The organism is Pantoea piersonii (assembly GCF_003612015.1).
GTDB classification, from domain to species: Bacteria; Pseudomonadota; Gammaproteobacteria; order Enterobacterales; family Enterobacteriaceae; genus Pantoea; species Pantoea piersonii.
Genome location: NZ_RARB01000002.1, coordinates 583611 through 601994, shown reverse-complemented (window position 1 = coordinate 601994; position 18384 = coordinate 583611). Strand labels below are relative to the sequence as shown.

Annotated in this window: 18 protein-coding genes; 8 read left to right on the top strand and 10 right to left on the bottom strand. The window is 57.5% G+C overall.

What is annotated here, in order from left to right; all coding sequences use genetic code 11:
• Window positions 1–8 precede the first annotated feature (8 nt).
• The 3 genes from D7S44_RS08735 to D7S44_RS08725 form a co-directional block, all read right to left on the bottom strand.
• Window positions 9–455: a cysteine cluster protein YcgN gene (locus D7S44_RS08735; protein ID WP_120454224.1), complete on the bottom strand. Its 447-nt coding sequence runs from the start codon at window positions 453–455 to the stop codon at window positions 9–11.
• A gap of 66 nt (window positions 456–521) precedes the next feature.
• Window positions 522–1181, bottom strand: a complete 660-nt coding sequence (locus tag D7S44_RS08730) for a fumarylacetoacetate hydrolase family protein (protein ID WP_120453942.1) — start codon at window positions 1179–1181, stop codon at window positions 522–524.
• A 308-nt stretch (window positions 1182–1489) separates the two neighbouring features.
• Window positions 1490–1765, bottom strand: a complete 276-nt coding sequence (locus D7S44_RS08725) for a YcgL domain-containing protein (RefSeq protein WP_120453940.1) — start codon at window positions 1763–1765, stop codon at window positions 1490–1492.
• 154 nt (window positions 1766–1919) lie between these two features.
• On the opposite strand from D7S44_RS08725, the gene minC reads away from it, so the two are divergent.
• Genes minC through minE form a run of 3 tightly spaced genes read left to right on the top strand, consistent with a single transcriptional unit; the run spans window position 1920 to window position 3743 of the window.
• Window positions 1920–2624, top strand: coding sequence for a septum site-determining protein MinC (gene minC / locus D7S44_RS08720; RefSeq protein WP_120453939.1), 705 nt, complete (start codon window positions 1920–1922; stop codon window positions 2622–2624).
• Between the two features lie 33 nt (window positions 2625–2657).
• Window positions 2658–3470: a septum site-determining protein MinD gene (minD, locus tag D7S44_RS08715; RefSeq protein ID WP_120453937.1), complete on the top strand. Its 813-nt coding sequence runs from the start codon at window positions 2658–2660 to the stop codon at window positions 3468–3470.
• Window positions 3471–3473: 3 nt separating this feature from the next.
• On the top strand, window positions 3474–3743 hold the full coding sequence (gene minE, locus D7S44_RS08710; RefSeq protein WP_033746630.1) for a cell division topological specificity factor MinE: 270 nt from the start codon (window positions 3474–3476) through the stop codon (window positions 3741–3743).
• Window positions 3744–3795: 52 nt separating this feature from the next.
• On the opposite strand, the gene rnd is transcribed toward minE, so the two are convergent.
• The 5 genes from rnd to yoaA form a co-directional block, all read right to left on the bottom strand.
• Window positions 3796–4917 (bottom strand): ribonuclease D, encoded by a 1122-nt coding sequence (rnd, locus tag D7S44_RS08705; RefSeq protein ID WP_120453935.1) that lies wholly within the window; start codon window positions 4915–4917, stop codon window positions 3796–3798.
• Between the two features lie 97 nt (window positions 4918–5014).
• Entirely contained in the window at window positions 5015–6691 is a 1677-nt protein-coding gene (gene fadD, locus D7S44_RS08700) for a long-chain-fatty-acid--CoA ligase FadD (protein ID WP_147402093.1), read from the bottom strand.
• Between the two features lie 204 nt (window positions 6692–6895).
• Window positions 6896–7486 carry a Slp family lipoprotein gene (locus D7S44_RS08695; RefSeq protein WP_120453931.1) on the bottom strand — a complete coding sequence of 197 codons (591 nt, stop codon included), beginning with the start codon at window positions 7484–7486 and terminating at the stop codon, window positions 6896–6898.
• Between the two features lie 59 nt (window positions 7487–7545).
• Window positions 7546–8244 (bottom strand): tRNA (adenosine(37)-N6)-threonylcarbamoyltransferase complex dimerization subunit type 1 TsaB, encoded by a 699-nt coding sequence (tsaB, locus tag D7S44_RS08690; protein ID WP_120453930.1) that lies wholly within the window; start codon window positions 8242–8244, stop codon window positions 7546–7548.
• A gap of 53 nt (window positions 8245–8297) precedes the next feature.
• The gene (yoaA, locus tag D7S44_RS08685; protein WP_120453928.1) at window positions 8298–10205 is read right to left on the bottom strand and encodes a DNA repair helicase YoaA; all 1908 of its coding nucleotides are present in this window, start codon (window positions 10203–10205) and stop codon (window positions 8298–8300) included.
• Window positions 10206–10328: 123 nt separating this feature from the next.
• Between yoaA and D7S44_RS08680 the strand changes: the two genes are divergently transcribed.
• Window positions 10329–10673 (top strand): RidA family protein, encoded by a 345-nt coding sequence (locus tag D7S44_RS08680; protein ID WP_120453926.1) that lies wholly within the window; start codon window positions 10329–10331, stop codon window positions 10671–10673.
• A 20-nt stretch (window positions 10674–10693) separates the two neighbouring features.
• On the opposite strand, the gene D7S44_RS08675 is transcribed toward D7S44_RS08680, so the two are convergent.
• The gene (locus D7S44_RS08675; protein WP_120453924.1) at window positions 10694–10879 is read right to left on the bottom strand and encodes a YoaH family protein; all 186 of its coding nucleotides are present in this window, start codon (window positions 10877–10879) and stop codon (window positions 10694–10696) included.
• Window positions 10880–10988: 109 nt separating this feature from the next.
• Here D7S44_RS08675 and pabB point away from each other — a divergent pair, with 109 nt between their 5' ends.
• The 4 genes from pabB (at window position 10989) to D7S44_RS08655 (ending at window position 16263) form a co-directional block, all read left to right on the top strand.
• Window positions 10989–12359 (top strand): aminodeoxychorismate synthase component 1, encoded by a 1371-nt coding sequence (gene pabB / locus D7S44_RS08670; protein ID WP_120454222.1) that lies wholly within the window; start codon window positions 10989–10991, stop codon window positions 12357–12359.
• Entirely contained in the window at window positions 12347–12913 is a 567-nt protein-coding gene (locus D7S44_RS08665) for a CoA pyrophosphatase (protein WP_120453922.1), read from the top strand. The genes pabB and D7S44_RS08665 overlap by 13 nt, the downstream gene beginning before the upstream one ends.
• 188 nt (window positions 12914–13101) lie before the next feature.
• Complete coding sequence (gene sdaA, locus D7S44_RS08660; RefSeq protein ID WP_120453920.1) at window positions 13102–14466, top strand: L-serine ammonia-lyase; 1365 nt, start codon at window positions 13102–13104, stop codon at window positions 14464–14466.
• A 225-nt stretch (window positions 14467–14691) separates the two neighbouring features.
• On the top strand, window positions 14692–16263 hold the full coding sequence (locus D7S44_RS08655; protein ID WP_120453918.1) for an EAL domain-containing protein: 1572 nt from the start codon (window positions 14692–14694) through the stop codon (window positions 16261–16263).
• An 86-nt stretch (window positions 16264–16349) separates the two neighbouring features.
• Here the strand turns inward: D7S44_RS08655 and D7S44_RS08650 are convergent, their stop codons facing one another.
• Complete coding sequence (locus D7S44_RS08650) at window positions 16350–17918, bottom strand: TerC family protein (RefSeq protein ID WP_120453916.1); 1569 nt, start codon at window positions 17916–17918, stop codon at window positions 16350–16352.
• Window positions 17919–18384 lie beyond the last annotated feature (466 nt).

Here is an 18384-nt window from a genome sequence, read left to right as displayed (position 1 = left end):
TTTATCTGTTAACCGTTGCGGTCGGGTCGATCGATAATATGGTCTTCCCAGTCGCGCACTTCGCTTTCCCGCACCGCGATATAGCGTACCGAAATGCGCTGCGCGTGCATCGCTGACTTTGAACCGCTCAGCAGCGGATGCCATGCCGGCAGCGCTTTGCCCTCGCCCAGCAGACGATAGGCGCAGGTGCGCGGCAGCCAGTTAAACTGCGTCAGATTTTCACGCGTCAGCTTGATGCAGTCCTCTTCATATTCGAAGCGGCGCTCATAGTTGCGGCACTGGCAGGTTTTGATATTGAGCTGGTTGCAGGCGACGTTGGTAAAATAGATCTCATCCGTGTCGGCGTCCTGCAGCTTATTAAGGCAGCACTGGCCGCAACCATCGCACAAGGATTCCCACTCGTCGTCGTTCATTTGATCGAGGCGTTTAGTCTGCCAGAAAGGAAGTTCACTCATGATGGCTGCGTCCGGGTTAATCACAAAACCGCACCTTATATCGGGTCAGGCGCGGCGTTGCAAGCATTACAGCACGCGCGTGCTGATGCCGTGTCCAGCCAGCGACACTTCCAGCGTATCGCCGGAGCGTAGTGGGCCGACCCCTTCCGGCGTTCCGGTCAGCACTACGTCGCCGGCGCGCAGGGTGAAATACTGACTCATATGGGCGATCAGCGGCAGGATCCTGTGGATCATATCGGACGTTCTGCCGTGCTGGCGCACTTCGCCGTTCACCACCAGCTTCAGCTCGGTATCCTGCGGGTCGCCCGGAAATTCCGCTGAGGGAATAAAGCCGGAAAGCGGACAAGAGTTATCGAAGCCCTTGGATTTCTCCCACGGCTGGCCCGCCTTTTTATAACTCGCCTGCAGATCGCGCAGCGTCAGATCAAGCGCCACGCCATAACCGGCGATCGCTTTCGCCACATGATCTTCGCTCGCCTGTTTCAGGGTGGCACCAATCAGTACCGCGAGTTCAACTTCATGGTGAACTTCACCAAAAGCGGATGGAATAGAGAGCGGCTGGCGCAGATCGCAAATTGCCGTTTCTGGCTTAATAAAAACCACCGGCTCGGTTGGCGTAGCGCTGCCCATTTCCTTAATGTGTTTCGCATAGTTGCTGCCGACGCAGACCACTTTGTTGACCGGATAATCCAACAAGGCGCCCTGCCAGTTACGATGCTGATACATGCTAATCCCCTGCTCTGGTTTATGTGATGCCAGCGACGCCGGCATGTTGATGTTTGCGGTTCAGCGGATCCTTCGCCCGCCGTAACGGCCATAATAAGATGCTTTAGCAAAGATTAGTGTGCGTAAATTGTCAAAAAAGGGTGAATATATGCTGCCGAAACGGTGAATTTATCGCCACTCAGAGGGCAATAAAGAATAATGAACAGTAAAAGGCGCGGTAATCGCGCCATTATTTTTGCTGGAAAAGGTTATATATAATTATGCTGAAGAAGCAGGGACCACTGATTATATTTACAGATGAATCTGAATTAATCTTTTTTTGCCGACTCAAGATGAACTTTCAGCAAACTTTCTACCGGCGGCGGCATTTGTAAATAATAGCCTTGCTCGCTAAGCGCTTGTTTAACTTTATTGATGTCTGCGTTGGCCAGCCGATCGCGGCCATCCAGCTTCAGCACCATCGCCAGCTGCGGCTTGCCGAAGCCGCGCAGCAGCTCTTCAGGCACGCGGGAAAAATCGTCCTTTTTTTCAACATAAAGATAAGTCTGGTCGCGGGTCGGGCTTCTGTAGATCACACAAAACATATTTTTTACTCGAATAAACCTGGATGGTGGCTTGCCTGGAAATAACAGTAACTATAACATGCTTGCAGAACTTCGAATATTCACCGGATGGACTGAAATGATGATTTTATCGACGTTTGTTCGCCGGGCGAGAAAACAGGACTGAGTGGGACAGATGTCACAAACGCCAATCGAATTCAAAGGTAGCAGTTTTACCCTGTCTGTTGTTCATCTGCACCATCCCGAACCTGAAGTGATTCGCAAGGCGCTTCAGGACAAAATCGATCAGGCGCCAGACTTTTTAAAAAACGCGCCGGTGGTACTTAATGTGGCGGCGCTCAACGGCAACGTCAACTGGAAGCAGCTCCAGCAGGCGATTGCCGCGACCGGATTGCGCATCGTTGGCGTCAGCGGCTGCAAAGATGACGCGCTGAAGCGCATGATCGCTCGCGCGGGCCTGCCTGTTCTGGCGGAAGGCAAAGAGAGCATCAAGCGTAGCGAAGCGCCCGCACCTGAGGTTCAGCCCGCCGCGCCCGCAGAACCGCCGGCCAGCAAAACGCGCATTATCACGACGCCGGTGCGTTCCGGACAGCAGATTTACGCGCGCAATGCCGATCTAATCGTTACCAACAGCGTAAGCGCCGGCGCTGAGCTGGTCGCTGACGGCAATATTCATATTTACGGCATGATGCGAGGACGCGCGCTGGCTGGCGCTGGCGGCGATCGCAACAGCCAGATTTTCTGCACCAACCTGGCAGCAGAGTTGGTCTCCATCGCCGGCGAGTACTGGATCATGGATCAAATCCCGGCGGAATTTTTTGGTAAAGCCGCGCGCCTGAGCCTCGCAGAAGGCGCGCTGACTATCCAGACACTTAATTAGGCCCCTTTTCTTCTGTTAAGGAAATCAATATTTATGGCACGCATTATTGTAGTTACATCCGGTAAAGGGGGCGTTGGCAAGACCACGTCAAGCGCGGCCATCGCCACCGGTTTAGCGCAAAAAGGCAAAAAAACGGTCGTTATCGATTTCGATATTGGTCTGCGTAACCTCGACCTGATCATGGGCTGCGAACGCCGCGTGGTTTATGACTTCGTAAACGTTATTCAGGGCGATGCCACGCTGAACCAGGCGTTGATTAAAGACAAGCGCACCGAGATGCTGCACATTCTGCCCGCTTCCCAGACCCGCGATAAAGATGCGCTGACCCGCGAAGGCGTGGAAAAAGTGCTGAACGATCTGGCCGCGATGGATTTTGACTTTATCGTGTGCGACTCCCCGGCGGGGATTGAAACCGGCGCGCTGATGGCGCTCTACTTTGCCGACGAGGCGATTATCACCACCAACCCGGAAGTCTCTTCGGTGCGCGACTCCGACCGTATCCTCGGTATTATCGCCTCGAAATCCCGCCGCGCCGAAAACAGCCTCGAGCCGGTTAAAGAGCACCTGTTGCTGACCCGTTATAACCCTGGCCGCGTTAATCGTGGCGATATGCTGAGCATGGAAGACGTGCTTGAGATCCTGCGCATTCCACTGGTTGGCGTTATTCCGGAAGACCAGTCGGTGCTGCGCGCCTCTAACCAGGGCGAACCAGTGATCCTCGACACGAATTCCGATGCCGGCAAAGCCTATGCTGATACCGTAGATCGGTTACTCGGCGAAGAACGTCCCTTCCGCTTTATTGAAGAAGAGAAGAAGGGTTTCCTGAAACGCCTGTTCGGGGGATAAACCATGGCATTACTCGATTTCTTTTTATCCCGGAAGAAGAACACTGCCAACATAGCCAAGGAAAGGCTGCAGATTATCGTGGCAGAACGCAGAAGGGGCGACAGTGAGCCCCACTATCTTCCGCAGCTTAAGCGCGACATCCTGGAAGTGATTTGCAAGTACGTGAAGATCGATCCCGATATGGTCACCGTTCAACTTGACCAGAAAGGCGATGATATTTCTATTCTGGAGCTGAACGTGACGCTACCGGAAACGGAAGAAGCGGCCAAATGATCGTGTGCAGTTCCTGATGTTCCCCTGCTTCAGAGCAGGGGAATGTTTTCTGTCAGAACTGAGCCAGAATAGCGTCGATGCGGGTTTTAAACAGATCGCCGCGCCAGCCTGCCAGCAATTCCGGCACGCGCGTTTGCGGTTTAAGTCCCCAGTGCTGGCTTAATACCTGATTGATTTGACGACGTGACGCCAGCAGCTCCTGACTAAAGCCGGTCTCCTGACTCACTTCCTGCACCAGCGCTTTTATCGCTTTAAACACGTTTTTGTAGTGCGGATGATCCACCAGATTGCCCAGCGGCGGCGGCAGTGCCTCTTCTGGCAGCGCCTGCGCGTCAGCCACCAGCGCCAGCAAGGCTTTGCCGTGGAAGCGGATTTCATGGCCCGACAGGCCGAGGTGATCCAGCTCGCCCATCGAGCCCGGCATAAAGCGCGCCACTTTCCACAGATTCTCCTCGCGCACCACGAAATTCACCGCCATATCTTTTTCGCGCGCCACGTTGAGACGCCATGCGGCGAGCAGCTGCAAAGCCGCCAGCTGACGAGGACGCAGCTGCCAGGCGTTAGTGATCTCGCGCCAGGCTTCCTGCGGCTGCAGCACGTCGAGACGTCGCTGGCAGAGCTGTTCGCACTCGCTGAGCGCCGCAGCCATATTGCCCGCCTCTTTGGTCATGGTCATCAGCTGATGCGCGATAGGCAGCAGATAGTGCACATCCGCCGCGGCGTAGTCGCACTGACGCTGAGTCAGCGGACGCGCCAGCCAGTCGGTGCGCGATTCGCTCTTATCCAGCGTCGTCTGGGTAAAATGCGCCACCATGGCGGCAAAGCCCCATGAGAGCGGCTGACCGCTGAACGCCGCCAGAATTTGCGTGTCGATCATCGGCTGCGGCAGCACGCCGAAACGGTGTAGAAAGACCTCGAGATCCTCGCCGCCCGCGTGCAAAAATTTTGTCACCTGCGTGTCGCTCAGCAGAGCGATAAACGGCGTCCAGTCGCTGATCGTTAATGGATCGATCAGCACCAGCTGTTCGCCATCAAACAGCTGGATCAGCCCCAGCTGCGGATAATAGGTGCGGGTGCGGACAAATTCGGTATCCAGCGCGACAGCCGCATGCTGGCGGGCCTTCTGGCACACGGCGGCCAGTTGCTCGTTTTGGTCAATCAGCGAATAATTCAAATCTTGTTTTCACCGCGACAAACTGCGCGCGGCGCTCCATCTCATCATCAATAAAAACGCCGGGCTTCGCCGGCGTTCAACCAGAAATCTTATGGCGTCAGCTTGCGCTGGGCCGGGCTTCATCACGCAGTTCGCGCCGCAGGATTTTGCCCACGTTGCTTTTGGGCAACTCGTCGCGGAACTCGATAATTTTCGGCACCTTGTAGCCTGTCAGTTGGCGCCGACAATGGTCAAGAAGCTCCTCTTTGGTCAGCGACGCGTCTTTTTTCACGATGCAGACTTTTACCGCTTCGCCCGAGAGATCGCTTGGCACGCCGATCGCCGCCGCTTCCCGCACTTTGGGATGCTGCATTAAGACATCTTCAATCTCATTGGGATAGACGTTAAAGCCCGAGACGAGAATCATATCTTTTTTGCGATCGACGATGCGGATAAAGCCTTGTGCGTCAACGGTAACAATATCGCCGCTGAGGAGCCAGCCATTTTTCAGCACCTCCTCGGTGGCGTCCGGCCGCTGCCAGTAACCCGCCATCACCTGCGGACCGCGGATCCACAGCTCGCCTGGCTCGCCGGGAACGACATCGTTGCCCTGATCGTCAACCACGCGCACATCGGTCGATGGCACGGGCAGACCAATGCTGCCGGTATGCTCGGTGATGTCATAGGGATTGACCGAGACCAGCGGCGAACACTCCGTCAGGCCGTACCCTTCCAGCAGATAGTGACCGGTGAGCTTTTCCCAGCGCTCCGCCACCGCCTTCTGTACCGCCATGCCGCCACCTGCCGAGAGGCGCAGCGTCGAAAAGTCGAGCTTATTAAACTGCGCGTCGTTCAGCAGCGCGTTAAACAGCGTGTTGACGCCGGTGATCGCCGTGAAGGGAAACTTTGACAGCGACTTCACGAAGCCGGGAATATCGCGCGGATTGGTGATAAGCAAATTCTGACCGCCCAGCTCCAGGAACAGCAGGCAGTTCACGGTCAGCGCAAAAATGTGATAGAGCGGCAGCGCGGTGACCACGTTCTCTTTGCCGTCACGCAGCAGTTTGCCGTAGGTCGCTTTGGTTTGCTCAAGATTGGCCTGCATATTGCGATGGGTCAGCATCGCGCCTTTGGCGATGCCGGTCGTGCCGCCGGTATATTGCAGGAACGCCAGGTCGTCATTGGAAACGTCGGGACGCTGATAGGGCATCGACTCGCCCTGCTGCAGCACATGGCGAAAGCTTACCGCGCCCGGCAGATGGTATTTAGGCACCATCTTTTTAATATATTTAACGACAAAGTTAACCAGCGTGGCTTTTACCGGCCTGAGCTGGTCGCCGAGACGCGTAAGGATAACGTGTTTGACCGCCGTCTCCGCCACGACTTTTTCCAGCGTATGGGCAAAGTTCGAGACGATCACGATGGCGCTGGCGCCGCTGTCGTTAAGCTGATGTTTGAGTTCGCGTGGCGTATAGAGCGGATTAACGTTTACAACCACCATGCCCGCGCGCAGCACACCGAACAGCGCCACCGGATACTGCAGCAGGTTCGGCATCATCAGAGCGACGCGATCGCCTTTTTTAAGGCCGAGGCTGGACTGCAGGTAGGCGGCGAAAGCACGGCTCTTTTGTTCAAGCTGCCGATAGGTAAGAGGCTGCCCCATATTGATAAAGGCCGTCTGATCGGCGTAGCGCTGTGTGGCCTGTTCAACTAAATCGACCAAAGAGGTATAACGATCCGCGTTAATTTCGGCGGGCACATCTGCCGGATAGCGTTTCAGCCAGACCTTGTTCAAGGGTTCACCTCGATTTATATATTGTTTTTCCATTGCACCCTCAACACCCAGCCAGTTAACAATATTTTAACTCATTGTACCAGTTTGCCCGATTCGGCCTGCTGAGGTTGCGAAGCGCATCACTAATTTTCGTCCCGCTTTTCAGCGACAATAAAAAGCCCGGTCGCGGCAAGCGCGGCCGGGCCTGAATAGCGCATTAAACACCTATTCCGTCAGAATAGTTTCCACCTGAGCGGGGCCGCTGTTCATTCCCCAGTAGGGATTGGGTCCCCAGTAGCCGGGGTGATGGCGTGACGGGCCATACCAGATCCAGGGATCAATCGGCTGCGGCGGCGTATTGATCTGCTGCGTCAGATGCCAGCGCTGATAGCCGCGTACATCGACCACCACGAAGTTATAGCTGGCTGCGCCGATCGTCCCCTTCTCGGTTCCCTTGATGTTGCCCAGTACGGTAACGTACTGATTGTTAACATCGGTGGGATCAACGAAGTTATTGATATCGGCATAAATACGACCGACGGACGCGGCGCCTAAGCGTGGACGGGCGCTGTCGTCCAGCGGCTGGGTGGCGATCTCCAGCCGGGTTTTGCCGTTAAGGTTGGTCACCTTAACCACTTTTCCGCCGAAGCGGGACTCCTGACCGACATAGAGCGACGGGTCGTTCATCACCCGGACCAGATCCTGTTGGGGAAGCGCGGAGCTTCCTTTAATCGTATCCGGCACCGTTACGCATCCGCTGAGCAGCAGTGCGCACGCTAACAAAACACCGGACATTCCTTTATGACATACTGACATAGGCGTTCTCCTAAAAGATGTTTGTTAGACTGGAGCGACCGCAATAAGTTGCGCCGCCATCAGCGGCCTGGCAATTTTTTCCACGCCACTTCGTTGCGCAGATAGGTCGGTTCGGCGTGCTCAGGCTGAACGGTTTCACCCCGCTGCCACGCCTGCTGCGCCAGCGGCAGCATATCTTCTGCGGCGGGCAGTTCGACGCCGCTCTCCCTGAGTGTTAACGCATGGCCCTGCTGCAGCTGCGGCCAGGCCTGCCAGCCGGTGCCGGCGGTAAACCATTCGCCCTCCAGCGCCTGCATGCGCGCCAGCGCCGCTTCCGGTGACAGCACGCTTTCGCTGGCTTCGCCGTGCCAGACGCCCTGCGCGTCGCGCTGATACTCGGCCCAGTAGACCTCGCCCATACGCGCGTCGATCGCCGCCAGCACGCGCGTTGCGCCCTGCTGACGATAAGCGCCCTGCGCCAGCGTCGCCAGCGTTGAGATGCCGATCATCGGCAGCATCGCGCCCAGCGCGAGGCCCTGCGCGATACCGATGCCGATACGCACGCCGGTAAAGCTGCCGGGACCGCGGCCAAACGCCAGCGCGTCGAGCGCCGTCAGCTCCAGCTGCTGCGCAAGCAGCAGCTCTTCGACCAGCGGCAGAATACGCTGCGTATGGTCGCGCGGCGCGATTTCAAAACGGGCATCGATCTGCTGCTGGTTAAGCAGCGCGGCTGAACAGGCTTCTGTCGCAGTGTCCAGCGCCAGGATTCGGGAAGACATAACAACCTCGGGTCATTCAAAACGGCGCGCATGTTAGCACAGCCAAAGGAAAATTACTGTTTCGCTTGCTGCGTGAAAGCGATGGCGCGTGCGAGATCGCGGGTGCGCGGCGTCGGCGGCAGGCTGTTGAGAAACAGCGCGCCATAGGGACGCGACACCAGCCGCTGATCGCAAATCACCAGCACGCCGCGATCGTCCGTGTCGCGGATCAATCGCCCTACACCCTGTTTCAGGGTAATGACCGCATCCGGCAGCTGAACGTCGCTGAAAGGATCGCCGCCGCGCAGGCGACAGTCCTCCATCCGCGCTTTCAGCAGCGGATCTTCCGGCGAGGTAAAGGGGAGCTTGTCGATAATCACCAGCGACAGCGCGTCGCCGCGCACGTCGACACCCTCCCAGAAGCTGCTGGTCGCCACCAGCAGGGCATTGCCCGCCTCGATAAATTGTCTGAGCAGCTGGCCTTTGCTGGTTTCGCCCTGCACCAGCACCGGCAACGTCATGCTGGCGCGAAACTCCGCCGCCAGCTCGCGCATCATCAGGTGCGACGTACAGAGAAAGAAACAGCGCCCTTTATTGGCGTCGATCAGCGGTTTCATCATGCGCGCCAGCTGGCGCGCGCCGCCGGGCCGGTTCGGTTCCGGCAGATTACGCGGCACGCAGAGCAGTGCCTGACGCGTATAGTCGAATGGGCTGTTGAGGATCAGGGTTTTCGCCGTGCTGACGCCTAAGCGGTCGGCGAAATGATGCATCTCTTCATTCACCGCCAGCGTTGCAGAGGTGAAAATCCATGCCGCTTTACGCGCATCCATCACCTCGCGAAACCGTTCCGAGACGGAGAGCGGCGTTAAGGCCAGCGTAAAATGACGCGAGCTGCACTCATACCAGTAGCTGTAGCCAGGTTCGTTGACGGCGCGTAGCCGCTTGAGCCGTCCCCGATAGAGCGCGGCGCGTTCAAACGCCGCGTCCAGCAGCGCCGAGCGTCCCAGCGACATTTTTATCACGTCGTAGCAGAGCTCCAGCGCGTCATCGAGCAGCGTAAACATGCGCTGCACGTTATTGTCGGCAAAAAGTTCGCGCAAATTGCCGCGATAGCCCGGCTCGCCCAGCGTCAGACGGAAATCCTGCGCGCACTGCGCGAGGCGATCCGCCGATTTCTGCAGCTGCTGCACATCGCGCACTTCTGTGCGGTAGGCGATGGTAATGTCCTTCGCCAGATCGAGCAGCTGGCGGCTGGAGATCTGCTGGCCGAAATACTGGCTGGCGATATCGGGGAGCTGGTGCGCTTCATCAAAGATCATCACGTCAGCTTCAGGGATCAGCTCCGCGAAACCGCTCTCTTTCACCACCAGATCGGCGAGAAACAGATGGTGATTGACCACCACGACGTCGGCATCCATCGCCCGTTTGCGCGCCTTGACCACAAAGCAATCTTTATAGAGCGGGCAGTCGCTGCCGAGGCAGTTATCGTTGGTGCTGGTGACCAGCGGCCAGATGGGGCTGTCTTCGGTCACGCCGCCGCAGCTGCTGATATCGCCATCAACGGTTTGCGACGACCAGCCGCGCAGGGTCACCAGATCGCCCAGCGCCTGTGCGTTGAGATCGCCGCCCGCCATCGACTGCTGTTCGAGCCGCTCCAGACAGAGATAGTTAGAGCGGCCTTTCAGCAGCGCGGTTTTACCGGTGAAGTTAAGCGCTTTCGCGATGGTCGGCAGATCGCGGCCGTAAAGCTGATCCTGCAGCGCTTTCGAGCCGGTTGATACAATGACTTTCTTTCCGGCGCGCAGCGCAGGAGCGAGATAAGCGTAGGTCTTACCCGTTCCCGTTCCCGCTTCCACCACCAGTTCGCCGCCGGCCTTTACCGCCTCTTCTACTGCCTGCGCCATTTCACGCTGCGCCTCGCGCGGCTTAAAGCCGGCAATCGCCTGCGCCAGCGCGCCTTCTACTGCAAAATCGTCCGCCACACTTCCTCACCCGTTTCGGCAAAAACACTGTAATTATGTCAGTATTCCGCTGGCCGCTCCACAACTGATGACAGCGCACCCCGGGTTATGCCAGGCTATCAACTGGAAAAATAAGGAGAAACAATGACCATTACCCGTATCGACCCCGAACATCGTATGTCCGAAGCCGTTATTCATAACGATACTGTTTATTACACCAGCGTGCCGGAAAACCTCGACGCTGACGCCGAGGCGCAGACCGCCAACGCGCTGGCGGTGATTGACGCCCTGCTGACGCGCGTCGGTTCGGACAAGAGCAAGATCCTCGACGCCACGATTTTTCTGGTAGAAAAGGAAGATTTCGCGGCGATGAATCGCGCCTGGGACGCCTGGGTATCGCCTGGCAATGCGCCGGTGCGCTGCACCGTTCAGGCCGGGCTGATGAACCCGAAATATAAAGTCGAGCTTAAAATCATCGCGGCACTGTAAGCGTACGGCCGCGCCGGGCGTTACGCCTCGTCTTCGTCATCTTCGAAGAGCGCCCGGATCCGTTCGCCCTGATGCGTCTGACGGATCTCCTGCGCGACCAGAGTAATCGCCTCTCCGCTGGACATGCCGCCAGCCATCAGCTCCTGAATCCGCTCTACCGCCTGCTGCTGCTGTTCGTGGCTAAGTGCCGGTAAACCTGTAAACATTATTCACTCCTGGTTGCGAGGCGGGCACGGTTCCATGCGGAACAAACAGGTGCCAGCCAGGGAAAAATATGTCAGGCTAACGCCCTCTTTGATGTCTGATTTTTGCTGGATAATGGTCTCAACGCTCAGTCTACACTATACGCAGGATGCGCTCAGCGCCTATTTCGCCAGGCTTTCCCACCTTCCCTGGGCGATGCTGCTTACCTCTGGCAACGCCGATCATGCCGATAATCGCTTCGATATGCTCACCGCCGATCCGCGCGCCACGCTGGTGACCCAGGGCGACGTCACGACGCTTGAGGCGGACGGTACGCTGCATCGATCTTCTGACGATCCGCTGCGGCTGGTGCAGCAGCAGTGCGACGCGCTGGCCGTTCATCCCGCCCGCCGCGACGATCTGCCGTTTCAGGGCGGCGCGCTCGGCCTGTTCGGTTACGATCTCGGGCGGCGCTTTGAAAATCTGCCGCAGCATGCCGCTGACGATCTGACTACGCCCGATATGGCCGTCGGCATCTATGACTGGGCGCTGATCGCAGACCACCATCTGCAGCGCCTGACGCTGGTGTCGCTGGGCGATGCGCAGGCGCGGCTGCGCTGGCTGCAGCAGTGGCCCGCGCGCGACGCGGCGCCCTTCTCGCTGACCAGCCCGTGGCGATCCAACCTCAGCTACAGCGACTACGCCAGGCGTTTCCATGCGGTGCAGGCCTATATTCAGGCGGGCGACTGTTATCAGGTGAATCTGGCGCAGCGCTTTCAGGCGCACTATCAGGGCGATGAGTGGCAGGCGTTCTGCCGACTCAACGCGGCTAATCGCGCCCCCTTCAGCGCCTTTTTACGTCTGCCCGACAGCGCTATTCTCAGCCTGTCGCCGGAGCGATTTTTATCGCTGAAAGGCGATGAGATTGAAACCCGGCCGATTAAAGGCACGCGGCCGCGCGCCGCCGATGCTGAAGCCGACCGGCTTGAAGCGCTGGCGCTGGCGCGGTCGGAAAAAGATCGCGCCGAAAATCTGATGATTGTCGATCTGCTGCGCAACGATATTGGCCGCGTCGCCGTGCCCGGCTCCGTCAGCGTGCCGGAGCTGTTTGTGGTAGAGCCTTTTCCGGCGGTGCACCATCTGGTCAGCACCATACGCGCGCGTCTGCCGCCAGCGCTGCACGCCTGCGATTTGCTGCGTGCCTGTTTCCCCGGCGGCTCCATTACCGGCGCGCCGAAAATCCGCGCGATGGCGATTATCGACGAGCTGGAGCCGCATCGCCGCAATGCCTGGTGCGGCAGCATCGGCTACCTTAGTCTCTGCGGCCGCATGGACACCAGCATTACCATCCGCACGCTGATTGCGGAGCGGCAGCAGCTCTTCTGTGCGGCGGGCGGCGGCGTGGTTGCCGACAGCGAGCTGGATGCGGAGTATCAGGAAACCTTACACAAAGTCAGCCGCATTTTACCTGCGCTTTCCGGAGACGAACCATGCAGCCGTTAACGCTCGACGCCTTTGTTACCCGTTTTATCCTGCAACAGCCGGAAAAACCGCAGCAGCGTCCCGCTGGTCGCCAGGCCGCTGTGCTGGTGCCGATCGTTGCGCGCGAAGCGCCGGGATTGCTGCTGACGCGCCGTTCGCGCGAGCTGCGTAAGCATGCCGGTCAGGTCGCCTTTCCAGGCGGTATGCAGGATGATGACGACGCCTCGCTGGTAGCCACCGCGCTGCGTGAAGCACAGGAGGAGGTCGGCATCGATCCCGATCAGGTGAAGGTGCTCGGTCAGCTCGCGCCCGTCACCAGCAGTACCGGTTTTCGCGTCACGCCGGTGGTTGGCGTTATTTCCCCTGAGATTACGCTCACTATTAATCCCGACGAGGTGGAAAGCGCGTTTGAAATGCCGCTGGAAGAGGCGCTGCGGCTTAACCGCTACGCCTCGCTGGAGGTGCATCGTGCTGGCCTGCGTCATCCGGTCTGGCTCTCTGTTTACCAGGAGTATCTGGTCTGGGGCATGACGGCTGGCATTATCCGCTCCCTGAGTCAGCAAATCGCGTTCTGACGCCCGCTTCGTCTCATCTTTTCTGCTAAACCGCCCGCTGTGAGCTTGCTCTCAGCATAACTATTTCTCGCCTGAAAGATTAGTTTATTTCATGCGAAAAGGCGCTCATTTACCCGGGTCCACGATTACTATTAGCGCCATAAACTGCCCCGGCAGAGATAAAATTTTTTTTGTGAGGAGTGTCGCCTGTGATTAGTGTTTTTGACATGTTCAAAGTGGGCATCGGCCCGTCGAGTTCCCATACCGTGGGACCGATGAAAGCAGGTAAAGAGTTTGTCGATCTGCTGATTGAACAGGGAAAACTTCAGGAGGTGACGCGCATCGCCGTGGATGTTTACGGCTCGCTCTCGCTGACCGGCAAAGGCCACCATACCGATATCGCCATTATTATGGGGCTGGCGGGCGCTTCCCCGGCCACGGTAGATATCGACAGCATTCCGGCGTTTATTAAAGATGTCGAACAGCGCGAACGGCTGTTGCTGGCCAACGGCGCGCATGAGGTAGACTTTCCGCGCGAAGGCGGCATGGTGTTTCGCAGCGAGAACCTTTCGCTGCATGAAAACGGCATGCGCCTGCTCGCTTTTGCGGGCGATCTGCTTATTTTAAGTAAAACCTACTACTCAGTCGGCGGCGGCTTTATCGTCGATGAAGAGCATTTTGGCCAGTCGACGCTGGATGAAGTGAGCGTGCCCTGGCCTTTCCATTCGGCTAAAGAGCTGCTGGCGCACTGCCGGGAAACCGGTCTTTCGCTCTCCGGGCTGGTAATGAAGAATGAGCTGGCGCTGCACTCGCGTGACGAGATCCGCGACTACTTTACTGACGTGTGGCAGACCATGCAGGCCTGTATCGATCGCGGGCTGAACACCGAAGGCGTGCTGCCGGGTCCCCTGCGCGTGCCGCGTCGCGCCGCCTCGCTGCGTCGGCTGCTGACCTCTTCGTCTAAACACTCTAACGACCCGATGAACGTGATCGACTGGGTCAATATGTTCGCGCTGGCGGTCAATGAAGAGAACGCCGCTGGGGGCCGCGTCGTGACCGCGCCGACTAATGGCGCATGCGGTATCGTGCCTGCAGTGCTCGCCTATTACGATCACTTTATCGAAACCGTTACGCCCGATATTTTTACCCGCTATTTCCTCGCGTCGGGCGCCATCGGCATCCTCTATAAGATGAATGCCTCCATCTCCGGCGCGGAGGTCGGCTGCCAGGGCGAAGTGGGCGTGGCCTGTTCGATGGCCGCCGCCGGGCTGGCCGAGCTGCTGGGCGGCAGCCCGGAGCAGGTCTGCGTCGCGGCGGAGATTGGCATGGAGCACAACCTCGGCCTGACCTGCGATCCGGTAGCCGGTCAGGTTCAGGTGCCCTGCATCGAACGTAACGCTATCGCCTCGGTGAAAGCGATCAACGCCGCCCGTATGGCGCTGCGCCGCACCAGCGAACCGCGCGTTTCGCTCGATAAGGTGATCGAAACGATGTATGAAACTGGCAAAGACATGAACGCCAAATATCGCGAAACATCGCGCGGCGGACTGGCGATAAAAGTTCAGTGTGACTAATGTTCCCGCGCCGTCTGTTTTTTAAGCGCCCGTGAGGAAATACGTCCTCAGCCCTACCTCATCGCACAGAATAACGATAGAGTAATGATTCGCGCGACCTTTTCAGGTCGCGCGGTTTTTTCACTACCGCTTTTTTTTTATAAAGCATGGCTAAACCTTACTCAGGCCTTGCCGATAACATCCCCGTTATCCTGCTTCAATTTAGTGTGTGGAAGGTGGTTACTGATGCTTTTGGCCCAGCAATATGTTGGACAGTTTCGCCGTAAGCGACTCTTTATCGCGTTGGTGATCGCCGCTGTGGTTTTAATTCTGACGCTGGCTTTTCGCTTTTTCGAAGAAAAATCACGTATTGAGCAGCAGTCGCTCAATTTTGCCGATAACGCCATTCAGCGCTTTGACCGCATGTTTTCGCCGCTCGACGTCTCGGCGAACAATACGCTTGGTCTGGTGGGTGTGCCCTGCCAGGATGTACGTTTCCCGCTTATTGAGAAAATTTCCGCGCTGCAAACCGTGCGAGCCATGCTGCTGGTAGAGAACGACACCATCTACTGCTCCAGCATCTACGGGCCGCGCGCCATTCCTTTCAGCCAGACCTATCCGGAGCTGGCGTTTAATAACCAGCGTATGATGCTGACGGTCGATAACTACCTGCTGAAGGGTTCGCCGATCCTGCTGCTGTGGACGCCAAAAACGCTCGATAACCGCTCCGGCATTTTGCAGGTAATCAATATCGAGCTGATGAGCACTTATCTGCTGGAACCGCAGCTGCCCTGGGTAGAGCGCGCTATTTTTAGCGTCGGCGGCGAGAGTCTGGAGTATGGCAATCCGTTGATTGAGCCCGCCATGCCGTCGGAAGATGAAGTCAGCTACGATCAGGGCTCGCTGCGCTATCCTTTTTCTATTACGTTGTATGGCCCTTCTCCGGCGCGTCTGGCGATGTCGACGCTGCCGTCGCAGCTGCCGCTGGCGCTGCTGCTGAGCCTGCTGATTGGCTATATCGTCTGGCTGGGAACGGCGAATCGCATGAGCCTGAGCTGGCAGATCAGCTATGGCATTACCGCGAATGAATTTATGGTGTATTGCCAGCCGTTGATTAATGCGCAAAGCGGCGACTGTGACGGCATTGAGCTGCTGCTGCGCTGGCATAACGCGCGTCAGGGCTGGATCCCGCCGGACGTCTTTATTCCGCTGGCTGAGCAGCAAAACCTTATCGCGCCGCTGACGCGCTTTGTGATAGAGAAAGCGGTGGCGCAGCTGCCGAATCTGCCGCGCTGCCCGTCGTTCCATATCGCTATTAACGTAGCCGCCAGCCACTTCCGTGATCATGCTATCGTCGACGATCTGCAACAGCTGTGGTGGCCAGCGAATCCGCTGCCGAAGCTGGTAGTGGAGCTGACGGAGCGCGACGCCCTGCCGGTGGTGGATCAGAAGGTGATTTCGCAGCTGCACAGCATCGGCGTGCGTCTGGCCATTGATGATTTCGGCACCGGCCACAGCTCGCTCTCTTATCTGAAAGATTTGCAGCCGGACGTGCTGAAGATCGACAAGATTTTCACCGCCGCGATCGGCACCGACGCCATTAACGCAACGGTGACCGATATGGTGATTTCGCTGGCGCAGCGTTTAAACATCAGCCTGGTCGCCGAAGGGGTCGAAACGGCCGAACAGGCGGCCTATTTGCGCGAGCGCGGCGTGGATCTGTTGCAGGGGTATTATTACGCGCGTCCGATGCCGATAGAGGATTTTCCCGCCTGGCTGAAGCAGCATCAGGCGCAGTTGCTGACTGGCGTCCCGTAATCTCTTTCAGACGGCAAACAACGTTACCCAGCGGGTGGTTCCCTCACCTCTAAGCAGTAAAAACGGCGCCTTAGCGCCGTTTTTATTTACTGCTCTTCTTCCTCATCCTCGTGCGGCTTATCTTTCGTTACGCGCACCAGATCGACGCGATAATCGGTCGCCTCCAGAATAGTGAAGTGTAGCGGCGGTAGATCGATCACCTCGCCCGGCAGCGGCAACTGCCCTTTCTGTGCAATCAGCAGTCCCGCCAGCGACGCGTGATCTTCATCCGGGTCGACCAGGTCGTTCACGTCGAACAGCTGCTGCAACGAATGCAGGTCAGTGCCGCCCTTCACAATCCAGCCGTCGCCGTCGGCAATAATTTCCGGCGTTTCATCCTCGTCCGGGAATTCGCCGGCAATGGCTTCCAGCACGTCCAGCGGTGTAATCAGCCCCTGCACGACGCCGAATTCGTTGGTGACGATAACGAAACTCCCCCTGGCGCGACGCAGCACGCCAAGCAGATTAATGGGGTCCAGCGTTTCAGGCACGATGAGCGCGGGCGACGCGGCGGCAAAGGTCGCCACATCCATACCGTGCTCAATCGCCACCAGCAACTCTTTGGCGCGCACCACGCCGATGATTTCGTCCAGCTCGCCGCGACACACCGGGAACAAACTGTGCGGCGTATCCAGTAGCTGAATACGGATCTCATCCAGCGGACGCTCAGCGTCTACCCAGGAGATCTCACCGCGCGGCGTCATAATGCTGCGGATAGAGCGCGACGCCAGCGTCAGCACGCCGTTGATCATATAGCGCTCTTCATCCTTAAAGGCCTCCTGCGGCATCGCCTGCGTTACAGGCGACTCCTCGCTGGTGGCGGGCTGCGCCGGACGCTGACGTCCGCCCATCAGTCGCAGAATCGCCTCGGCGGTGCGCTCACGCATCGGGCGATGCGCCTGATGACGCATAAAGTTGCGGCGCGCGATCTGGTTAAACAGCTCGATCAGGATAGAGAAGCCGATCGCCGCATAGAGATACCCTTTCGGAATATGGAAGCCAAAACCTTCCGCCACCAGCGACAGGCCGATCATCAGCAGGAAGCTGAGACAGAGCACCACCACGGTGGGATGCGCGTTGACAAAGTTGGTCAACGGTTTCGAGGCCAGCAGCATCATGCCCATCGCAATAACCACCGCCGTCATCATAATCGGCAAATGGTTCACCATGCCCACCGCTGTGATCACCGCATCCAGCGAAAAGACCGCGTCCAGCACCACAATCTGCGTCACCACCGCCCAGAAACTGGCGTAGTTGCGATTCCCCTGATGCTCTAACTGACGGTTCTCCAGCCGCTCGTGCAGCTCCATCGTCGCCTTGAACAGCAGAAACACCCCGCCCACCAGCAGAATCAAATCACGCCCGGCAAAGCTAAACTCGCCTACGCTAAATAACGGGCGCGTCAGCGTGACCATCCATGAAATCAGCGACAGCAGGCCCAGACGCATTACCAGCGCCAGCGACAGGCCGATCAGGCGCGCTTTATCGCGCTGTTTCGGCGGCAGCTTGTCAGCAAGAATGGCGATAAATACCAGGTTGTCGATACCGAGCACGATTTCAAGTACGACAAGCGTGAGCAAACCGGCCCAGATTGAGGGGTCGAAGAGAAATTCCATCATTGACTCCTGAACGAAAGGCAGACTGAACGATATCGTGTCAGCGTCGTCTGGCGACGTGACAGAAAGGCAATCGGGTGAACTACAGAAACGCCGTCAGGCGTGAGAGAAGGCGCGAAGGTGCGCATCAAAGTGGTTAAGCGACGTCGGTGACGATCCATAAAGGTGGGCTGAAACCCGTTACTCCTGAGTAATAAACAGATCGCTAATGTAACAGGCCGGTAAATTACGTCAAAAAATTTTCTTTCATTTACAAATGATTCAGCAGGAAAGCGGAATTAAACAGGACTTATTGCGAGTCCGGCCGTCTGATAGCTGACGAGCGTCACATAAATTATTTTTTCGCGCACTAAAATAAATCGCGACTCACCCATTCATTCAAAACATCCGGGGAATGATTCATTTATGCAGATGGTTTGATTACGTTTATCCATAGATAGCCGTAACGATAACTCATAACGATTCG

Excerpts from the sequence above, each read along its gene's own strand:
- D7S44_RS08735 (WP_120454224.1), bottom strand. The coding sequence starts at position 455 with ATGAGTGAACTTCCTTTCTGGCAGACTAAACGCCTCGATCAAATGAAC.
- D7S44_RS08730 (WP_120453942.1), bottom strand. The coding sequence starts at position 1,181 with ATGTATCAGCATCGTAACTGGCAGGGCGCCTTGTTGGATTATCCGGTC.
- D7S44_RS08725 (WP_120453940.1), bottom strand. The coding sequence starts at position 1,765 with ATGTTTTGTGTGATCTACAGAAGCCCGACCCGCGACCAGACTTATCTT.
- minC (WP_120453939.1), top strand. The coding sequence starts at position 1,920 with ATGTCACAAACGCCAATCGAATTCAAAGGTAGCAGTTTTACCCTGTCT.
- minD (WP_120453937.1), top strand. The coding sequence starts at position 2,658 with ATGGCACGCATTATTGTAGTTACATCCGGTAAAGGGGGCGTTGGCAAG.
- minE (WP_033746630.1), top strand. The coding sequence starts at position 3,474 with ATGGCATTACTCGATTTCTTTTTATCCCGGAAGAAGAACACTGCCAAC.
- D7S44_RS08695 (WP_120453931.1), bottom strand. The coding sequence starts at position 7,486 with ATGTCAGTATGTCATAAAGGAATGTCCGGTGTTTTGTTAGCGTGCGCA.
- tsaB (WP_120453930.1), bottom strand. The coding sequence starts at position 8,244 with ATGTCTTCCCGAATCCTGGCGCTGGACACTGCGACAGAAGCCTGTTCA.
- D7S44_RS08680 (WP_120453926.1), top strand. The coding sequence starts at position 10,329 with ATGACCATTACCCGTATCGACCCCGAACATCGTATGTCCGAAGCCGTT.
- D7S44_RS08675 (WP_120453924.1), bottom strand. The coding sequence starts at position 10,879 with ATGTTTACAGGTTTACCGGCACTTAGCCACGAACAGCAGCAGCAGGCG.
- D7S44_RS08665 (WP_120453922.1), top strand. The coding sequence starts at position 12,347 with ATGCAGCCGTTAACGCTCGACGCCTTTGTTACCCGTTTTATCCTGCAA.
- D7S44_RS08655 (WP_120453918.1), top strand. The coding sequence starts at position 14,692 with ATGCTTTTGGCCCAGCAATATGTTGGACAGTTTCGCCGTAAGCGACTC.
- D7S44_RS08650 (WP_120453916.1), bottom strand. The coding sequence starts at position 17,918 with ATGGAATTTCTCTTCGACCCCTCAATCTGGGCCGGTTTGCTCACGCTT.